This is a genomic window from Streptomyces sp. NPDC001530, assembly GCF_042894545.1.
Taxonomy (GTDB): Bacteria; Actinomycetota; Actinomycetes; order Streptomycetales; family Streptomycetaceae; genus Streptomyces.
The window spans coordinates 107,827-123,747 of record NZ_JBIAVS010000020.1 but is presented as its reverse complement, the minus strand read 5'-3'; the positions used below and the strand labels follow the sequence as shown (position 1 = coordinate 123,747).

The 15,921-nt window shown below is 70.1% G+C and carries 17 protein-coding genes and 2 pseudogenes; 11 read left to right on the top strand and 8 right to left on the bottom strand.

Going from position 1 to position 15,921, the window contains the following annotated elements; all coding sequences use genetic code 11:
- Positions 1-364 precede the first annotated feature (364 nt).
- Positions 365-712 carry a hypothetical protein gene (locus tag ACFY0T_RS35875; protein ID WP_388880403.1) on the top strand — a complete coding sequence of 116 codons (348 nt, stop codon included), beginning with the start codon at positions 365-367 and terminating at the stop codon, positions 710-712.
- A gap of 52 nt (positions 713-764) precedes the next feature.
- Here the strand turns inward: ACFY0T_RS35875 and ACFY0T_RS35870 are convergent, their stop codons facing one another.
- Together ACFY0T_RS35870 and ACFY0T_RS35865 are read right to left on the bottom strand one after the other, a co-directional pair.
- A complete protein-coding gene (locus ACFY0T_RS35870; protein ID WP_388880400.1) occupies positions 765-1,640 on the bottom strand; it encodes an LLM class flavin-dependent oxidoreductase in 876 nt (291 codons plus the stop codon).
- A gap of 267 nt (positions 1,641-1,907) precedes the next feature.
- Entirely contained in the window at positions 1,908-2,927 is a 1,020-nt protein-coding gene (locus ACFY0T_RS35865; protein ID WP_388880397.1) for an aldo/keto reductase, read from the bottom strand.
- Between the two features lie 164 nt (positions 2,928-3,091).
- On the opposite strand from ACFY0T_RS35865, the gene ACFY0T_RS35860 reads away from it, so the two are divergent.
- Positions 3,092-3,682 (top strand): TetR/AcrR family transcriptional regulator, encoded by a 591-nt coding sequence (locus tag ACFY0T_RS35860; protein WP_388880394.1) that lies wholly within the window; start codon positions 3,092-3,094, stop codon positions 3,680-3,682.
- 379 nt (positions 3,683-4,061) lie between these two features.
- Here the strand turns inward: ACFY0T_RS35860 and ACFY0T_RS35855 are convergent, their stop codons facing one another.
- Complete coding sequence (locus ACFY0T_RS35855; protein WP_388880391.1) at positions 4,062-4,805, bottom strand: helix-turn-helix transcriptional regulator; 744 nt, start codon at positions 4,803-4,805, stop codon at positions 4,062-4,064.
- A gap of 127 nt (positions 4,806-4,932) precedes the next feature.
- Between ACFY0T_RS35855 and ACFY0T_RS35850 the strand changes: the two genes are divergently transcribed.
- Positions 4,933-5,466 (top strand): DUF2231 domain-containing protein, encoded by a 534-nt coding sequence (locus tag ACFY0T_RS35850; protein ID WP_388880388.1) that lies wholly within the window; start codon positions 4,933-4,935, stop codon positions 5,464-5,466.
- 48 nt (positions 5,467-5,514) lie between these two features.
- The gene (locus tag ACFY0T_RS35845) at positions 5,515-5,943 is read left to right on the top strand and encodes a hypothetical protein (protein ID WP_388880385.1); all 429 of its coding nucleotides are present in this window, start codon (positions 5,515-5,517) and stop codon (positions 5,941-5,943) included.
- A 62-nt stretch (positions 5,944-6,005) separates the two neighbouring features.
- Here ACFY0T_RS35845 and ACFY0T_RS35840 read toward each other — a convergent pair whose 3' ends face one another.
- Positions 6,006-6,416, bottom strand: coding sequence for a hypothetical protein (locus ACFY0T_RS35840; protein WP_388880382.1), 411 nt, complete (start codon positions 6,414-6,416; stop codon positions 6,006-6,008).
- 749 nt (positions 6,417-7,165) lie between these two features.
- Here ACFY0T_RS35840 and ACFY0T_RS35835 point away from each other — a divergent pair.
- Entirely contained in the window at positions 7,166-7,309 is a 144-nt protein-coding gene (locus ACFY0T_RS35835; protein WP_388880379.1) for a hypothetical protein, read from the top strand.
- Between the two features lie 290 nt (positions 7,310-7,599).
- Positions 7,600-9,129: a methionine--tRNA ligase gene (metG, locus tag ACFY0T_RS35830; RefSeq protein WP_388880376.1), complete on the top strand. Its 1,530-nt coding sequence runs from the start codon at positions 7,600-7,602 to the stop codon at positions 9,127-9,129.
- A 296-nt stretch (positions 9,130-9,425) separates the two neighbouring features.
- Here metG and ACFY0T_RS35825 read toward each other — a convergent pair.
- Positions 9,426-9,779: pseudogene (locus tag ACFY0T_RS35825) on the bottom strand (DUF2231 domain-containing protein); the annotation flags it as partial.
- Between ACFY0T_RS35825 and ACFY0T_RS35820 the strand changes: the two are divergent.
- Genes ACFY0T_RS35820 through ACFY0T_RS35810 form a run of 3 tightly spaced genes read left to right on the top strand, consistent with a single transcriptional unit; the run spans position 9,778 to position 11,756 of the window.
- Complete coding sequence (locus ACFY0T_RS35820) at positions 9,778-10,188, top strand: carboxymuconolactone decarboxylase family protein (protein ID WP_388880373.1); 411 nt, start codon at positions 9,778-9,780, stop codon at positions 10,186-10,188. The pseudogene ACFY0T_RS35825 and the gene ACFY0T_RS35820 overlap by 2 nt on opposite strands.
- Positions 10,185-10,874 carry a GTP cyclohydrolase I gene (gene folE / locus ACFY0T_RS35815; RefSeq protein WP_388880370.1) on the top strand — a complete coding sequence of 230 codons (690 nt, stop codon included), beginning with the start codon at positions 10,185-10,187 and terminating at the stop codon, positions 10,872-10,874. Before ACFY0T_RS35820 ends, folE begins: the two co-directional genes overlap by 4 nt.
- 6 nt (positions 10,875-10,880) lie before the next feature.
- A complete protein-coding gene (locus tag ACFY0T_RS35810) occupies positions 10,881-11,756 on the top strand; it encodes a dihydrofolate reductase family protein (RefSeq protein ID WP_388880367.1) in 876 nt (291 codons plus the stop codon).
- 9 nt (positions 11,757-11,765) lie between these two features.
- Here ACFY0T_RS35810 and ACFY0T_RS35805 read toward each other — a convergent pair whose 3' ends face one another.
- Positions 11,766-13,007, bottom strand: a complete 1,242-nt coding sequence (locus ACFY0T_RS35805) for an NAD(P)/FAD-dependent oxidoreductase (RefSeq protein WP_388880364.1) — start codon at positions 13,005-13,007, stop codon at positions 11,766-11,768.
- Between the two features lie 2 nt (positions 13,008-13,009).
- Positions 13,010-14,134 (bottom strand): transaldolase, encoded by a 1,125-nt coding sequence (gene tal, locus ACFY0T_RS35800; RefSeq protein WP_388880362.1) that lies wholly within the window; start codon positions 14,132-14,134, stop codon positions 13,010-13,012.
- Positions 14,135-14,323: 189 nt separating this feature from the next.
- On the opposite strand from tal, the gene ACFY0T_RS35795 reads away from it, so the two are divergent.
- Complete coding sequence (locus tag ACFY0T_RS35795) at positions 14,324-14,614, top strand: hypothetical protein (RefSeq protein ID WP_388880358.1); 291 nt, start codon at positions 14,324-14,326, stop codon at positions 14,612-14,614.
- A 55-nt stretch (positions 14,615-14,669) separates the two neighbouring features.
- Here the strand turns inward: ACFY0T_RS35795 and ACFY0T_RS35790 are convergent.
- Positions 14,670-15,440: pseudogene (locus tag ACFY0T_RS35790) on the bottom strand (uracil-DNA glycosylase); the annotation flags it as partial.
- A gap of 90 nt (positions 15,441-15,530) precedes the next feature.
- Here ACFY0T_RS35790 and ACFY0T_RS35785 point away from each other — a divergent pair.
- Entirely contained in the window at positions 15,531-15,911 is a 381-nt protein-coding gene (locus ACFY0T_RS35785; RefSeq protein WP_388880355.1) for a DUF488 domain-containing protein, read from the top strand.
- The last annotated feature ends 10 nt before the right edge of the window (positions 15,912-15,921 follow it).

The following is a 15,921-nucleotide window of genomic DNA, read 5'->3' as shown; positions in this document are numbered from 1 at the left end:
AAGAGGGTGCCGGGGAAGGAGGTCGTGATCGCCTTTCGGCGCCTACGGACCACTCTTCTGCCTCCTGGCCACCGCCTCCGTGGTCGCCGCGCTCATTGCACTGGGGACAGCCGCCGGCGCCGTACGCCGCCGATCCCGGAGCCTTTGACAACGGCCTCATCCTCAACGGGCGCCGACGAACCCGCCCTCGTCCCTGGCTTCAACCGGCTACGACGCGCGGGTTCAGCGGTTAAACCGTCCAGGAATCCGAGAACTTGCGCTCTCCCCCGTGCGCCGTCCCGCGGCGAACCGGGCGCGGCCCCCAGGCTCATCGTTCCGTCGCCGGAACAGATGAACGGCCCCCGGCAGGGCACCCTGTACCAAGATGAGCCGCGTGGACAGAACGAGTGAGCACGAAACCAACGTGGCCCGTCTGTGGCAGGAACACCTGCGCGCGGCTTTCCCCCCTGCACTACGTGGCGCGGAGCCCGGAGGCATCGACATGGTGCTGCTCGACGCGGACATCGCCGGGTGCGTGTCCACCTGGCAGAACAACGGCGGTTCCCTCGAGACAGAGCGCCAACGAATCCTGCGCGACTGCATCGCAGACCTGGACCAGGTACTGCCGTTGCTCAGCGAAGCAGAGGCGCTCCGCTACTGCCGGCGCCTGCGCGAACTGGCTCAACTCGCGCTGGGCAGCGGTTCGCAACCCACCGAAGAAACGACGTTCTAGCGGGCGTCGATGACTTTTTCCAGGTACGTCTCTACCCAGGCGCGTGCAGCTACTAGGCCGACTTGCTGATGAGCTCGTCGGCGACCCACCGTGCGACGTCGGCAGGGTAGGGCGCCGGCAGTCCAAGGACGATGTGCCGGAAGCCTGCGTCGATCGCGTCGGCGATCGCGTGCTGGGTGACGGTGGGCTGGTCGTAGGAGACGGGCAGGTGGATCGAGCGAGTGACCGAGGCGGGGTCGCGGCCGATCTCGGCGCAGTAGCGGTCCAGCAGTGCGCTGCGGCGGACGGCGTCGTCGAGGTCGCCGCCCGGGATGTTCCACAGGTCGGCGTGCTCGGCGGCCACGCGCAGCGTCGCGGACGAGCGTCCGCCGATGACGATCGGCGGGTGGGGGCGCTGGAGGGGTTTGGGGTTGCCGAACGCTCCGGTGAGGTGGTGGTAGGTGCCGTGGTGGTCGAACGGTTCTTCCTCGGTCCACAGCCGTCGGATCACCATGCAGGCTTCGGCGAGGCTCCCCACGGCGTGCGCGGAGTCGTGGAAGGGCAGGCCGTGTGCTTCGTACTCACGCCGGGCCAGGGGATGGCTGGGGCGTGAGCCGACGCCGATGCCGAACTCGAGCCGTCCGCCGGAGACGATGTCGACGGTCGTGGCGATCTTGGCCAGCATCGCGGGCGGTCGGAACCGGTTACTGGTCACCAGCACGCCGAGCCGCAGTCGTCGGGTGTGGGCGGCAAGGGCCGAGAGCAGCGTCCAGCCCTCGTAGGTCGGTCCGTCCGGGTCGCCGCCGATCGGCATGAGGTGATCGAACAACCACGCGTGCTCGATCTCCGGGATCGTGTCCGCCTCGCGCCAGACCCGCAGGACGTCGTGGTAGTCGACCTGCATGGGGGCGGTCATGATCCCGAAACGGGGCTGGGGTGTGTGTGGCATGGAGCCGTTGGTCTTTTCGACACCGGTAGCGCGCCGGCTGGGGCGCGCTACCGAGGTTCAAGCGGAACGTACTTTCGGAAGGATGCGGGACTTGATTCGCTTGGTTGATTGCCGCGAAGACGTGGCGTTCACCTGCGACGAGCTGCAGAGACGTCCCTTTTGGCGAGCGCCGGGGAGTTGGAGGAAGAACAGCTTCTTGCCGGGCACCCGCGCGATCCGCGGACGCGGGAGCTGCGGGAGGGGATGTGGAGACTGTCCCTCGGGTGGTCAGCGGCGTCGCAGTGACGGGTCGAGCAGCGCGGGCGGAGTGTCGAGCTTTTCGTGTGCGGCGAGGTCGGTGCCGGGGGCGACGATGGCGTCGATCGCGTCGAGTACGTCGGCGGGGAGCACGGTGTCTGCGGCGGCGAGTTGTGCGTGCAGGTGGTGCGGCGTGCGGGGGCCGATGAGCGCGCTGGTCACGGCGGGGTGCGCGGTGACGAATCCGAGCGCGAGCTGGATCATGGTCAGGCCGGCGTCGTCGGCGACCTTGGCCAGCTGTTCGACGGCGTCGAGCCGGGCCCGGTTGGCGGGGAGGGTGGTGTCGAAGCGTTGCGGCATGAACGTCGAGCGGCTGGTGGTGATGTCCTGGCCCGCGCGGATCGCGCCCGACAGCCAGCCCGAGGCCAGCGGGCTCCAGACCAGCACGCCGAGTCCGTACTGCTCGGTCACGGGCAGTACGTGGGTCTCGATCCCGCGCTGCAGGATCGAGTAGCTGGGCTGTTCGGTGACGTAGCGGCTCAGGTGATGCGCGCGGGCGGCCCACTGGGCCTGCACGATGCGGTAGGCGGGGAAGGTCGAGGAGCCGAAGTAGCGGATCTTTCCGGCGCGTTGCAGGTCGGTCAGGGCCGACAGGGTTTCCTCGTCGCTGGTGTGCGGGTCCCAGCGGTGGATCTGGTAGAGATCGACGTGATCGACACCGAGGCGGCGCAGGCTGTTGTCCAGTGCGGTGACCAGCCAGCGGCGCGAACTGCCCTGGTGGTTGCGCTCGTCACCCATGGGCATGCTGGCCTTCGTGGCCAGCACGATGTCGTCGCGGCGGCCGGCGATGGCCTTGCCGACCATCTCTTCCGACTCGCCGCCGCTGTACATGTCGGCGGTGTCGATGAGGTTGATACCGCCCTCGAGAGCGGCGTCGACGATGGCGGTGGCCTCGTCCTGGGTGGTGCGTCCGATCGCGCCGAAGTTCATCGCGCCGAGCGCGAGGGAGCTGACCTGCACACCGGTGCGGCCCAAGGTGCGGTACTGCATGACCGTGTCTCCTCCATTGCGGGTGAAGCGTGGTGACGATGCATGGCTTGGTGCTCGGGCTGCTGCTCTGGCATCATGAGCAAACGGAACCTTGTTCCGGAACGATGGGAACGATACGGAACGCTGTTCCGCTTTGCAAGCTGGGTGGCGGAGGGAGACGCGCGGTGAACGACAGCGACGAGGGCGCGGGGCGCGCGGCCCAGTCCAGGCGGAAGGACGCCCGGCGCAACAAGGAGACCCTGCTCGCCGCGGCCGCCGCGGTCTTCGTCACGGCGGGCGTGGAGGCACCGGTGCGCGACATCGCGGCCACGGCCGGCGTCGGGCTGGGCACGATCTACCGCCACTTCCCGACGCGAGCGGATCTCATCATCGCCGTCTACCGGCACCAGGTCGACGCCTGCGCCGAGGCCGGTCCGGCCCTGCTGGCGACCAGCCCAACTCCGCACGCCGCACTGGGGCGATGGATCGACCTCTTCGTCGATTTCCTGGTCACCAAGCACGGACTCGCCGCCGTACTGCAGTCCGACAACGCCGGCTTCGAGACGCTGCACGCCTACTTCCTCGACCATCTCGTGCCCGTATGCACCCAACTGCTCGACGCCGCAGCCGCTGCCGGCGAGATCCGCTCCGACCTGAAGGCCTACGAGCTCATGCGCGGCGTCGGGAACCTCTGCATCGGCGCGGACAGCGATCCCCACTACGACGCACGCCGACTGGTCGAGCTCCTCATCGCAGGACTACGCCGACCGCACTGACTCTCGGCCAGACAGCTGACGCAGACCGGCCACCCCGGCCGCGATCAGCGGCAAGCGCGGACCCCGGCAGCCCCGCGCGGTGGGCCTGAAGCGCAGGTGGGTGGAAGCGGGGATGCGCCAGCAGCCAGGTCTTGATCGCCGAGGTCTTGTGGGTGGTGTAGTTCAGCTGTGCGTCGACCTGGGCGAAGGACTCGATCAGGGTGCGTGCACCAGGGCAGGCGGGCATGCGGCCGGCTTGGACATCGCGGAAGGCCTCCACGGTGAGACGTACGTGGTGCTCCTCCTCGGCCTCATCGACGTGGGCGAGGAACTGCCGCTGCGAGCCACCGGGGCGCGTCGCATTCCCCTCGGCCGCGCACGCTGTCTCAGAGGTTGCACGCTATGCCAGTGCGTCGCGGGCGCACGCGGCATCGGCGGCCTCCGGCTCTGCCTCATACGCCGGACCGTTACGCAGTTCGACACAGCACACGCCCACGCGAGGAGCCAGCACGGCTATGGTCTCACGCGCCTCGGAGGCGGCCAGGTAGCCGCACAGGAAGGCGTGATTCATGCCGCACACCAGTTCCCGCGCCTCTTCGGCGACCGGGTGAAAGGGGCAGTTGTGCAGCACGGTGCGACCGTCGCCGTCGTCCGCGGGCTCGAATCCGAGGGACTCCAGGAACGGCCTGACATCACCGGGGCCGGCCCCGGCACCCAGCGCCGCGCCCCGTGCGCGCGCGACCCGGAATGACGCCTCCTGTGCGCTCTCGCCGGGCCGCTGTGCGGTCACGGCCTCGGCCAGGAGGGAGGCCAGCAGCTCATGCCGACGTGGGGGCAGGCTGAGCGTGAGCGTGCGCGGGGCCGGTTCGTAGACCTTCGGGGCGCGGCCGACCCGGCGCGGCCCGTCGCCGCCGTGCCGGGCCTGGAGCAGCCCGGAGGCGACCAGTTTGTCCAGATGGAAGGCCGCGAGCTTGCGGGAGATGCCGACGGCGGCGGAAGCCTCCTCGCGCGTCACCGGCCGCCGGGCCCGCCGCACGAACTCGAACAGACGCCGCCGCGACTCGTCGCCGAGGACAGCGAGCGCGGCCATCGCGTCGTCGGCGGCCACCGGCGCCACGGCTGCTGCGGTCGATTCGGACGTCACGCGCTCACCGTAACCCCACCGCGTGGCTTCGGGTGCCCATCGCTCGCCTGCACTTGACCCTCCACAGGAATAAGACCAACAATCGTTGGTGAAATAGCTCAGGCGCAGCTCCGAGGTGAGGTGCCGCATGCCCATCGACAGTGATCTGCATCAGGCGAAGCAGCCTGTCAGCGGTGCGCTGGCGGGGCCGTACGGACATCCGTTCCACCCGATCCTGGTCACCGTGCCGATCGGGGCCTGGGTGTCCAGCCTGGTCTTCGACATCGCCTCACGGATCGTGGGCCGACCCGGCTTCCTGGCCCATGGCTCCACCTGGCTGATCGCGATCGGCGTCCTGGGTGCGCTGGCCGCCGCCTGCGTGGGCTTCCTGGACCTGTTCGCCATCCCCACTGGCACTCCCGCCTTCCGTACGGGCCTGGTGCACATGGCGCTGAACCTCGCCGTCACCGCCGCGTACGCGGCGGGTTTCGCCTGGCGGCAGGGCGGCGGATACCCCGAGGGGCAAAGCGTCGGATACGGGCAGCTGGCGCTCTCCGCCGTCTCGCTCGCCGCTCTCGGCCTGTCCGGCTACCTCGGCGGCAAGCTCGCCTACCGCTACGGCGTGCGCGTGGCCGCCGAATCCGTACAGGCCGAGGGCTTCCGTACCCGTACGCGGTCCTGAGGGGCCGCTCGACTCCGCTCATCTGAATCAGAACTCCTGGAGCCAGACATGGACATCGCCGCTCTCGTCGCCTGGGTGGTCACCGCCCTCGGCGGATTCGTCCTCCTCGCCCGCTGGATCTCCCGCGGCGGCCTGCGCCAGCAGCAGACGAAGACGACCCGCTTTCCCGCGCCCCTGGTCTTCGGCCACTTCCTGCTCGCGGCGGCCGGACTGGTCGTCTGGATCGTCTATCTGGCCGCCGACCGAGTGGGCTTGGCGTGGGCCGCCTTCGGAGTCCTGGTCGCCGTCGCACTCCTGGGCTTCACCATGTTCGCCCGCTGGCTCCCCGTCTACCGCACGGCCACCCCGGCCACCGGAGACGACGCGACTCCCGCGGAGCGGCACCTGCCCGTCCCCGTCGTCGCCGCCCACGGCCTCCTCGGCGCGGCGACGCTCGTCCTGGTGCTGCTGGCTGCCCTCGGTGTCGGCGGCAGCTAGTAGTTCCCGGCGGCCCTGCGTGCCGGTTGCTGCCGCTGCTTGCCCCGCACCCCGGTCACTGCCTAGTGCTGGCTGTTGAGGAAACCGATCACCACAGCGCCCCACCAGCACAGCTGGGAGACCAGGGCGGTGAATGCGCCCCAGACCAGCATGCGCCGAGGGAGAGGTGCGGATGATGCCTGCTCGGCCATGCGTCTGTGGAGGAGCCCGGCCTGCAGGCCGTTGAGGGTGAGGATGAGGACAAGGGCCAGCTTCGTGCGGGTGAGAGACGCGGTCATATCGGGGTGGAGCATCACGCCGCTGGCGATGAGTCCGGCGAGCCCGGTCCAGATCGGCACGTGGAGGCGGGCGGTGCCGACGAGGGTGTCGCTCAGCGTGGACCGCCCCGTCATCCACAGCAGTCCGTAGTAGTCGGCCACCAGGACGGCGCCAAAGCCGAGCACCAGTGAGGCAAGGTGGATGAACAGGGCCACAGTGTGCAGGGCGTGATCCACGTGCAAGTGCAGGGAGATCCAAGCGCCGGCCGCCAGAACAAGGCATGCCGCCAGAGAGGCTGCCGTGACGGTCCACCAGGAGTCGTAACAGCCGAGTGGCTGGGCAGCACGGCAGGAGGAAGGCAACGGGGCGGCACCGGGGGCCGACGACTCCGAGCGCAGAGCGGACACAGGAACCTCGCAGACGATACACAACTTAAAATTAGGTAAGGCTTACCTTTCTCTCGGTTCATCGGTCAAGGCGGAGGAGGCGGTCGACCAAGTTCAAGGGTTAAGCGTGATCATGGCGAGATCTGATCGATATCTGACGCCCGGACGGTCGGCAAGTCCAGCGTCCGGGGTGTGGTCTGCAACTACCTCATCGGTCTGCGTGGGGACGGGAAGCATCCCTTGTCTTCGGCTTCGCTTGCCTGGTCAGGAGTGGCCACCGGGCCCGGTCGGGCCCGTCTGGGTCGGCGCCTGGCCGCCGTGGCGTTCGGAAACCTTGATCCGTCCGGCCCGTGCTCAGAACTTGCCCCTGGCCGCCAACGATGGCTGAAACCCCAGCTCGCCCCTCCACCTGGTCCGTGTCTGCCTCGTCCGGACATGCAAGCACGCCGCCACCCCCGGGCTGGTCAGCGAAGAGACGTAAAGCTGAGCCCGCAAGCGGGCTGCGCGCTGCTCTGTGCTTGCGCGCCATCTCGGCGCGGTCGAGCAGGCCGCGGGCGGAAGTGAGGATCGGCCACACGGTGCGGCACATCCAGAAGACCATCCAGCTCGAAAAACCGACCGCCACGATCGACTGGCGCCCTCAGAACGCATCCTGGGCCTCGAAGGACATCTGGGAGGAGGTGAAGGTGAGCGCGGCGCCCGAAGGCCAGGCGGCGCTATGAAGTGCGGCGGTGGTTCTGCTTGCCGTTTGGTTCGGCGTCAATGGACGGGGCTCCGAACGGCAGCGGAAGCCTTTCAATCTTCAGGCGGCTGCGGCGAGAGAGACAAGAAAAGCGCGCGCTCGCCACCAGCCCTGTTGCTAGCATCGGCACCATGATCACGCTTTCGCCTCAGCACCGGATGATGCCCCGCCAACGGGGCTGCTGAGCACGGACGCGTACCGAATCCGAGGCCCCGGGACGGGGCCTCGACGCGTTGTGCGGACCGGGCCTCGCTACCGGTTGGAGGACCAATGGCCGCACCACGTCACTACATCACCACGACCATCCCGTACGTCAACGCGCGCCCGCACCTGGGCTTCGCCCTGGAGCTCGTTCAAGCGGACACGCTGGCCCGCCACCGACGCCACCGAGGCGATCACGTCAGGCTGCTCAGCGGAACCGACGACAACTCCCTGAAGAACGTCCTGGCCGCCGAAGCCGAGGGCGTCGACGTGCAGTCACTCGTCGACCGCAACGCCAACGCGTTCGCCGCCCTGCGCGACCCGCTTGCGTTGTCGCTCGACGACTTCATCCGCACCAGCAGCGACCCCCGCCACCGCGCCGGCGTGGAACGGCTGTGGCGCCAGTGCGCCGCGGCGGGCGACCTGTACCGCAAGGAGTACGAGGGCCTGTACTGCGTCGGCTGCGAGCAGTTCTACACCCCGGACGAACTGGTCGACGGGCGATGCCCCGAGCACGGCACCGAGCCTCAACACGTCGCGGAGGAGAACTGGTTCTTCCGGCTGTCCCGCTACGCCGACCAGCTCCACGAGCTGATTTCGAGCGGCAGCCTGCGCATCGAGCCTGCCGCCCGCCGTAACGAGGTCCTCGCCCTGATCGCCGGCGGACTGCACGACTTCTCCATCTCCCGCTCCCACAGCCGCGCCCGCGGCTGGGGCATCCCCGTCCCCGGCGACCCCAGCCAGGTCGTCTATGTGTGGTGGGACGCGCTGGGCAACTACGTCACCAGCCTCGGCTACGGCAGCGGCGACGCCGCGTACGACCAGTGGTGGGTAGCCAGCGAGCGCCGCATCCACCTGGTCGGCAAGGGAGTGGTGCGATTCCACGCCGTGTACTGGCCGGCCATGCTGCTGTCGGCCGGACTGCCGCTGCCCACCGACATACTGGTCCACGACTACCTCACCGTCGGCGGCCGCAAGATCAGCAAGTCCGGCGGGACCACCGTCGACCCGGTCTCCCTGGCCGCGGCCTATGGCACCGACGCGGTGCGCTGGTGGCTGCTGCGCGATGTTCCTCGGGTCGGGGACGCCGACTTCACCCCCGACCGGCTGACCGCGCGCGCCGACGCGGACTTCGCCGGAGGGCTGGGCAACCTCGTCCACCGCATCGTGACGATGGTCCACCGCTACCGCGCCGGGGCGGTCCCCTCTCCCGATGCCGGTCAGCCGGATGCGGCAGCGCTGGTGGACGTGTGCCAGAAGGCCCCCGGCCGGATCGACGCCGCTCTGGCCGACTTCGACTTCCGCCGCGCCATCCATGCTGCCTGGGACATCGTGGAGGAAGCCAACCGCTGCATCGACACCACCCGGCCCTGGGAGTTGGCTCGAGCAGAGCGGCAGGGCGACGACGTAGCAGCCAGGCGCCTCAACACGGTGCTTGCCGCACTGGTCACGGCGTGCCGCGTGCTCGCCCACGAACTACAGCCCTTCATCCCCGACGCCGCCACACGGATTGCACAGCAGGTGACACCGGTCGACGGGAGTCTGCCGGCTGCCCACCCGCTCTTCCCACGCCTGCAGGAGCGCACGCAGTACGCGTGATGCTCGGTCTCCAAGAACGCCCGCTCGTATCCGATCCACACCTCCGGCGCGTCGTCCAGCATGCGGTAGCCCCATGTCCTGTCCCAGGTCACGGGCGGAAGACCGCGGGCTGCCGCGACCTTCGCCCCACGACCACCTCTTGGGGCTCTCATGAGTTTCTTGGCACTCACTGGCCATGAATCAGACCGCCCGAATATGGAGTGCCTCCTCATGCCGGCCCCCGGTGCGTTCGGCCTTGCTGCGGTGCGCTCTTGGTGAGCATCGAGGGCGTCGGCTAGGGCGACGCGGTTGTTCCCAACGGTCCGGGCAGAGCTTGAGGCGTTGAGCCAGAACTGGTGGCCGTTGGCGGCGTACGCCGCGTAGCCGACGAGGGTGCCGGTGTAGAAGGCGACCGGGTAGGCGATGAGTATCGGGTGGATCGGGTGACCGTCCAGGGTGATCTTCCTGTTTACATGCGTGCCTCCTTCCCGTGAGCCGGTGAGCACGCCCGCTTCCAGGGTTCCCCTGCGTCCCGGACGCAATGAGCGGCAACCCGAGGGCCACGGGGTGCGGCAGGGTGCTGACGGTGGTGCGATGGAAGCGGGGAGGACGACGCACCCCGGCGGGTCGGCCGGATGCCCGCACGCACGACTGCTCGTGAGGAGGCCCATGACCGACGACGCCTTCTACCACCCGACGACACCGCAGATCCATGCCGGGCGCAAGCACCTCGCTCCCGGCGTCCACGAGGCGTTCGAGGCATTCAGCCGTGCGGTCTTCGCCGACGACGGCGCCCTGCCGGAGAAGACCAAGCAGCTGATCGCGATCGCCGTCGCCCACGTCATGCAGTGCCCGTACTGCATCACTCGCCATACCCGGCTCGCCCGCTCCAAGGGGGCGATTCCGGAGGAGATCATGGAGGCGATCTGGGTGGCCGCGGAGATGCGTGCCGACGGCGCCTACGCCCACGCTCGCCCTGAACGCGCTCGGCGGACCACCGTCGTCGACGACCGGGAAAGAGTCGTGACCGGCGGCAGGACGATGCGCCGGGCCACCGGTGCCGGGGGGCGGGTCCGGTGAGCGGCGAGAGTCCGCGCGAGGTTCCGCTGCCCGTCGACGGTCTGGCGGGTGAGGGCCTGGAGGCGGAGGAGGCGGAGTGGGCCGCAGTCGCGCCGCGACGCATCGACACCGAGCAGTGGACGCGGTTCGAGTCCCACATGGAGGAGATCTTCACCGCGTTCGGCATGCCGGTGCGCACGCCGTCGACCGCGGACACCCCGCGCCGGTTCCTGCAGGCACTGTTCGACGCCACCAGCGGCTACGAGGGGGACGAGAAACTCGTGACCGCGTTCCCCACCGAGTGCCGCGGCGGCCCCGACTGCCGCATCAGCCAGGTCGTCGAGGGACCGATCCCCTTCTTCGCGCTCTGCGAGCACCACAGCCTGCCGTTCTTCGGCACCGCCTACGTCGGCTACATCGCGCACGAGCACATCCTGGGCCTGTCGAAGCTGACCCGGCTGGTGCGGCTGTTCACCCGCCGGTTCACCGTCCAGGAGCGCATCGGCCAGCAGCTCGCCGACTCGCTGGAGTCGATCCTGGCCCCGCACGGGATCGCCGTGCATCTGGAAGCGGTGCACCTGTGCACCCAGATGCGCGGTGTACGGGAGAGGGAGTCGCGTACCCGGACCACTTACTGGCGCGGCACTTACGACTCCGACGCGCAGTTGCGCGGCGAGTTCTTCACCCTGTGCCGTGGCCGGAGCTGACCGGCCGTGCCCGACCGCCCCCGCGCGTCCCCCGCCGCCGGCCTCCCGGTGCTGGCCGAGCCGCTTGAGGTGCTGTACGAGGAGCCGGGCCTGCCCCGCTGGCAGCTGCCCCATCGGCTTGCCGCCGCCTACGGCGGTGATCTGGGCCTCGCCGAGCCGTGCCTGTACGCCAACTTCGTCACCTCGCTCGACGGCGTCGTCGCCCTGGGCCACGAGTACCGCTCCTCCGGTTCCGCCATCAGCGGCCGGGAACCCGCGGACCGGTTCGTCATGGGCCTGCTGCGCGCCTGCGCCGACGCCGTCCTCATCGGGGCCGGCACCCTGCGAGCCTCACCCACCCACCACTGGACCCCGGAGCATGTCTGCCCGGCCGCCCGCGCCGACTTCGCCGCGCTGCGCCACAGTCTGGGGCGCGCCGCCCGGCCCGAGCTGGTCGTGGTCACCGCGAGCGGCGATCTGCCCCTCGCGCATCCCGCTCTGAGCGAGGGCGCGCTGGTCGCCACGACCGTGGAAGGTCAGCGACTGCTGGCCGGACGCCTCCCCGCCGCGTGCACACTGCTGGCCGTAGGCCAGGGCCCCAGGCTGCGGATGGGTGAGGTCTTGGCGGCTGTCGGCGCGCGTGGACATGCGCTGGTGCTGACCGAGGGCGGTCCGCGCCTGCTGGGGCATCTGGTCGGCGAGGGCCTGCTGGACGAGCTGTTCTGGACCGTCTCCCCGGTGCTGGCCGGCCGCAACGGCAGCCGGCGCCCGGGTCTGGTCGACGGACGGGAACTGCTGCCCGGCCACCCGGTGCGGGCCGAAACGGTGAGCATCCGGCGGCGGGCTTCGTACCTGTTCCTGCGCTACCGGCTCACCCACAACCAGGACCCCGACCAGCAGTGACCCTGTCGGCTACATGCGCTGCAGGACGGATTCGAGAGGTATGTCGGGGTCCGTGAGACGGCCCGTGTCGACTGGGCGGCCGACGCGGACGAGAGCCTGGATCTGGTCGTTGACGTCCCAGATGTTGACGTTCATGCCCGCCAGCACCCGCCCTTCGTCCAGCCAGAAGGCGATGAACCGCCGCCCGGGTACGTCGCCGCGGAAAACGACCTGGTCGTAGCCGCCCGGTTGGACGTATCCGGCGTACTCCATGCCCAGGTCGTACTGGTCGGTGAAGAAGTACGGCACCCGGTCGTAGACCGCGTCCTGGTGGCCGAGCATCGCCCGGGCTGCCGTGAGGGGCTGGTGCAGGGCGTTGGCCCAGTGCTCGACACGGACAGGCTTGCCCAGCAGGGGATGGAAGGCGTTCGCCACGTCACCGGCGGCATGGATGTCGGGGTGGGAGGTGCGCAGGTGTTCGTCGACACGGACGCCGTTGTCGACCTCCAAGCCCGCCTGCTGTGCCAGCCCCGTGTTCGGCGTGATGCCGACGCCCACGATGACCATGTCAGCGGCAAGGCGGGTGCCGTCCGCCAGCCGCACCCCGTCCACTGCGCCACCGCTGCCGGTGATCTCGGCGACCTGCACGCCGGACCGCAAGTCCACTCCCTGGTCGCGGTGCAGGTCCGCGAAGACCTGGGCCACCTCGCGGCCCAGCACGCGCAGCAGCGGCAGCTCGGCCCGCTCCAGCACCGTGACCTCCAGCCCGGCGGTGCGGGCGGCCGCCGCGGTCTCCAGGCCGATCCAGCCACCGCCGATCACCACAGCCCGGGACCCCGACTGCAAGGCGTCCTTGATCCGGTCGCTGTCCGCCACTGTGCGCAGGTACAGCACCCCTTCCAGTTCGGCGCCCGGTACCGGCAGGCGGCGCGGGGAGGAGCCGGTGGCCAGCAGCAGCCTGCCGTAGCCGACCCGGTCGCCGTCCGCGAGCGTCACCTCGTGCGCCGCCGGGTCGACGGCCGTCACGGCCGTTCCCAGGCGCAGGTCGATGTCGTGCTCGGGATACCAGGTGGGCGGGTGGACGTAGATCTGCTCCCGTGCATCCTTGCCCATCAGGTAGCCCTTCGACAGCGGCGGCCGCTCATACGGCCGCTCGCTCTCCTCGCCGATCAGGACCAGCGGGCCGTCGAAGCCCTCCTCGCGCAGTGCCTGCACGGCTTTCGCCCCGGCCAGGCTTGCACCGACGATCACGCACGCGTTGTCCGCGGCCATGGTCAGCTCCCTCCTTCGCGGGTGGCGGGACGGATGGGCATCTGGTCTGCGAGCTGCCGGGCGAGCTGCTCCCAGCTGGCGTCGAACTTCGCCACGCCCTCGTCCTCTAGGGTCTGGACGAGGTCGTCGCAGTCCACGCCTACCGCCTGCAGCTCGCCGAGTACCCGCCGCGCGTCGTCGTAGTGGGCGCGCACCGAGTCGTCGGGCACCTGCCCGTGGTCGGCGACCGCGCGCAGCGTGGCCTCCGGCATGGTGTTCACCACGTTCGGTGCGACCAGGTCGGTCACGTACCGCGTATCCGGGTAGGCGGGGTCCTTGACGGAGGTGGAGGCCCACAGCAGCCGCTGCGGACGGGCCCCCGCCTGTTTAAGCAACTTCCAGCGGGGCTCGGAGAACACCCGCTCGTAGTGCCGGTAGGCGAGCCGTGCGTTGGCGATCGCCACCTGCCCGCGCAGGCGGGCCGCCCGCGCGGTGCCGGTCTTGTCCAGGCGGGCGTCCGCCTCGGTGTCTACCCGGGAGACGAAGAACGAGGCCACCGACGCGATCCGGGCCAGGTCCCGGCCCGCGGCGCGGGCGCGTTCCATCCCGTCCAGGAACGCCTGAACGACCTCGTCGTAGCGGGACAGGGAGAACAGCAGCGTGACGTTGATACTGATCGCCTCGGCCAGGCACTCGGCGATCGCCGCCAGGCCCTGCCGGGCGGCCGGAATCTTCACGAACAGGTTGGGCCGGTCCACCAGCCACCACAGCGCCCGCGCCTCGGCGACCGTCGCCGCCGTGTCGTGCGCCAGCCGGGGATCGACCTCGATCGAGACCCGCCCGTCGACGCCGCCCGTCGCGTCGTAGACCGGGCGCAGTACATCGCACGCCCACCGCACGTCGAACGTCGTCAGCGCCCGCAGCGCCTCACCCACCTCAACGCCGCGGGCCGCCAGGTCACGGATCTGGGCGTCGTACGCCTCCCCGCTCGTGATCGCCTTGGCGAAGATCGTCGGATTGGTGGTCACCCCCACCACCCGGTCCCGCCCGACCAGCTCGGCCAGGCTCCCCGACACCAGCCGCTCCCGGCTCAGATCGTCCAACCAGACCGACACGCCGGCATCGCTCAGTGCGTCCAGGGAATTCATGTCACCGCTGCTCCTCCCCGCCGCCGGCCGGAGAACACGGTCCCCATCCCTCTTCCCGCTGCCTGTCCGCGGCCCGCGGCAGAGCCTGATGTCGTTCCATCGTCCGCCCGCGACCCGGCGGCCCGCAAACGGCTCCCCGGGCACGCTTCAGGCGGCGCGGACTCACCCCTTGCTGGGTACAGTCCCGGTATGGACGGTGTGCCAGTGGAGTTCCAGATCCAGCCGCTGGGGGACCACGCGTACCTGGTCGCCATCCGCAGCGGCACCCAGACGGCCGAAGTCGAGTTCCGGGCCACTCCCGCCGTCATGGAGGCGCTGGGAGCCGGTGACGACGCCGAACAGCGTGCCGTCCGCGAGACCGCCGCGTTCCTCCTCGACCACCAGCCCGTCATCGACCTCCCCCCACTGATCGACCTGGACGACGTCGAGGCGGCATACGACGGCTACCTGGAGGAGTTGCGGCGACGGCTCGCGCACTGACAGCGCGGCACGAGCGCCGCCCGCTCCACCGCGGCCTTGTTGGACCGGGCGCGCTCCTGCTCGCCGGAAGGCCGGCCGCCCGCGCGGCCTCGGCGAGCACCTCGCGCAGCATCGCCGGGGTGAGCCGGCCGGTGAAAGCGTTGTGCTGGCTCACGTGCTAGCAGTCGAACAGGGTCACCGCAGGGCCGCGACGGTCAACCGGCAGTGTTGCCCGCGCGCCATGGCCGAACGCCTGGCGGGGCCGGGACACACTCCAGCCCGCCGCTTGAAGGGCCGGCAGTACGGCCTTCCAGCCGAAGGCGCCCAGGACGACGACGGACCGCACGTTCGGACGCAGCAACCGCAACTCCTGCGCCAGCCACGGGCGGCAGGTGTCCCGCTCACCCGGCATGGGGCGGTTGCCCGGCGGCGCGCAGTGCACCAGTGCGGTGACTCTGACCCCGTACAGCTCCAGTCCGTCGTCCCGGCGGGCCGAAGCCGGCCTGGAAGCCAGGCCCAGCTCGTACAGCGTCGCATAGAGCAGGTCGCCCGCCCGGTCGCCGGTGAACATCCGGCCCGTGCGGTTCGCGCCGTGCGCCGCGGGAGCCAGCCCCGTGACCAGCAGAGCAGCGTCCGCAGGCCCGAACCCGGGCACCGACCGCCCCCAGTACGCCCAGTCACGAAACGCCGGATGCTTGATGCGGGCGGCCTCCTCCCGCCACGCCACCAGGCGAGGGCAAGCCCGGCAGCGCACCACCTGTCCGTCCAGTCCCGTCAGCGTGCGGGAGCGGGCAGCCGCATCGACGGGGAAAGCCTCAGCGTCGGGTGCGTCTGGTGGGTCAGGCATGGCCCACCCGCTTTCACGGTAGCCGTACCAATGGGGCCACCGGCCGGAATCCGGGCGGCCGGCGCCACTGATCTGCCCTTGGAGGACATCATGGCCAAGGTCAAGGACATCAGATACCACCGCATCTACGAGGAAGTCTCGCCCGAGGACGGCGTCCGGGTCCTGGTGGACCGGGTTTGGCCGCGCGGTCTGCGCAAGGACGACGCCCACCTCGACGCGTGGCTGCGCGACGTCGCCCCGTCGACGGAACTGCGCCGCTGGTACGCCCACGACCCGGAGCGCTACCAGGAGTTCCGCAAGCGTTACCTCGCCGAACTGCGTGACCCCGACCACCAGCAGGCCCTGCGCGAACTCGATGACCTCGCCCGCCGCGGCCGCGTCACCCTGCTGACCGCCACCCGGGACGTTGACCACAGCCAGGCCGCTGTGCTGGCCGACCGGCTCTCCCACGGCAGCGGCGCGAAGACATGACGGTATGTCA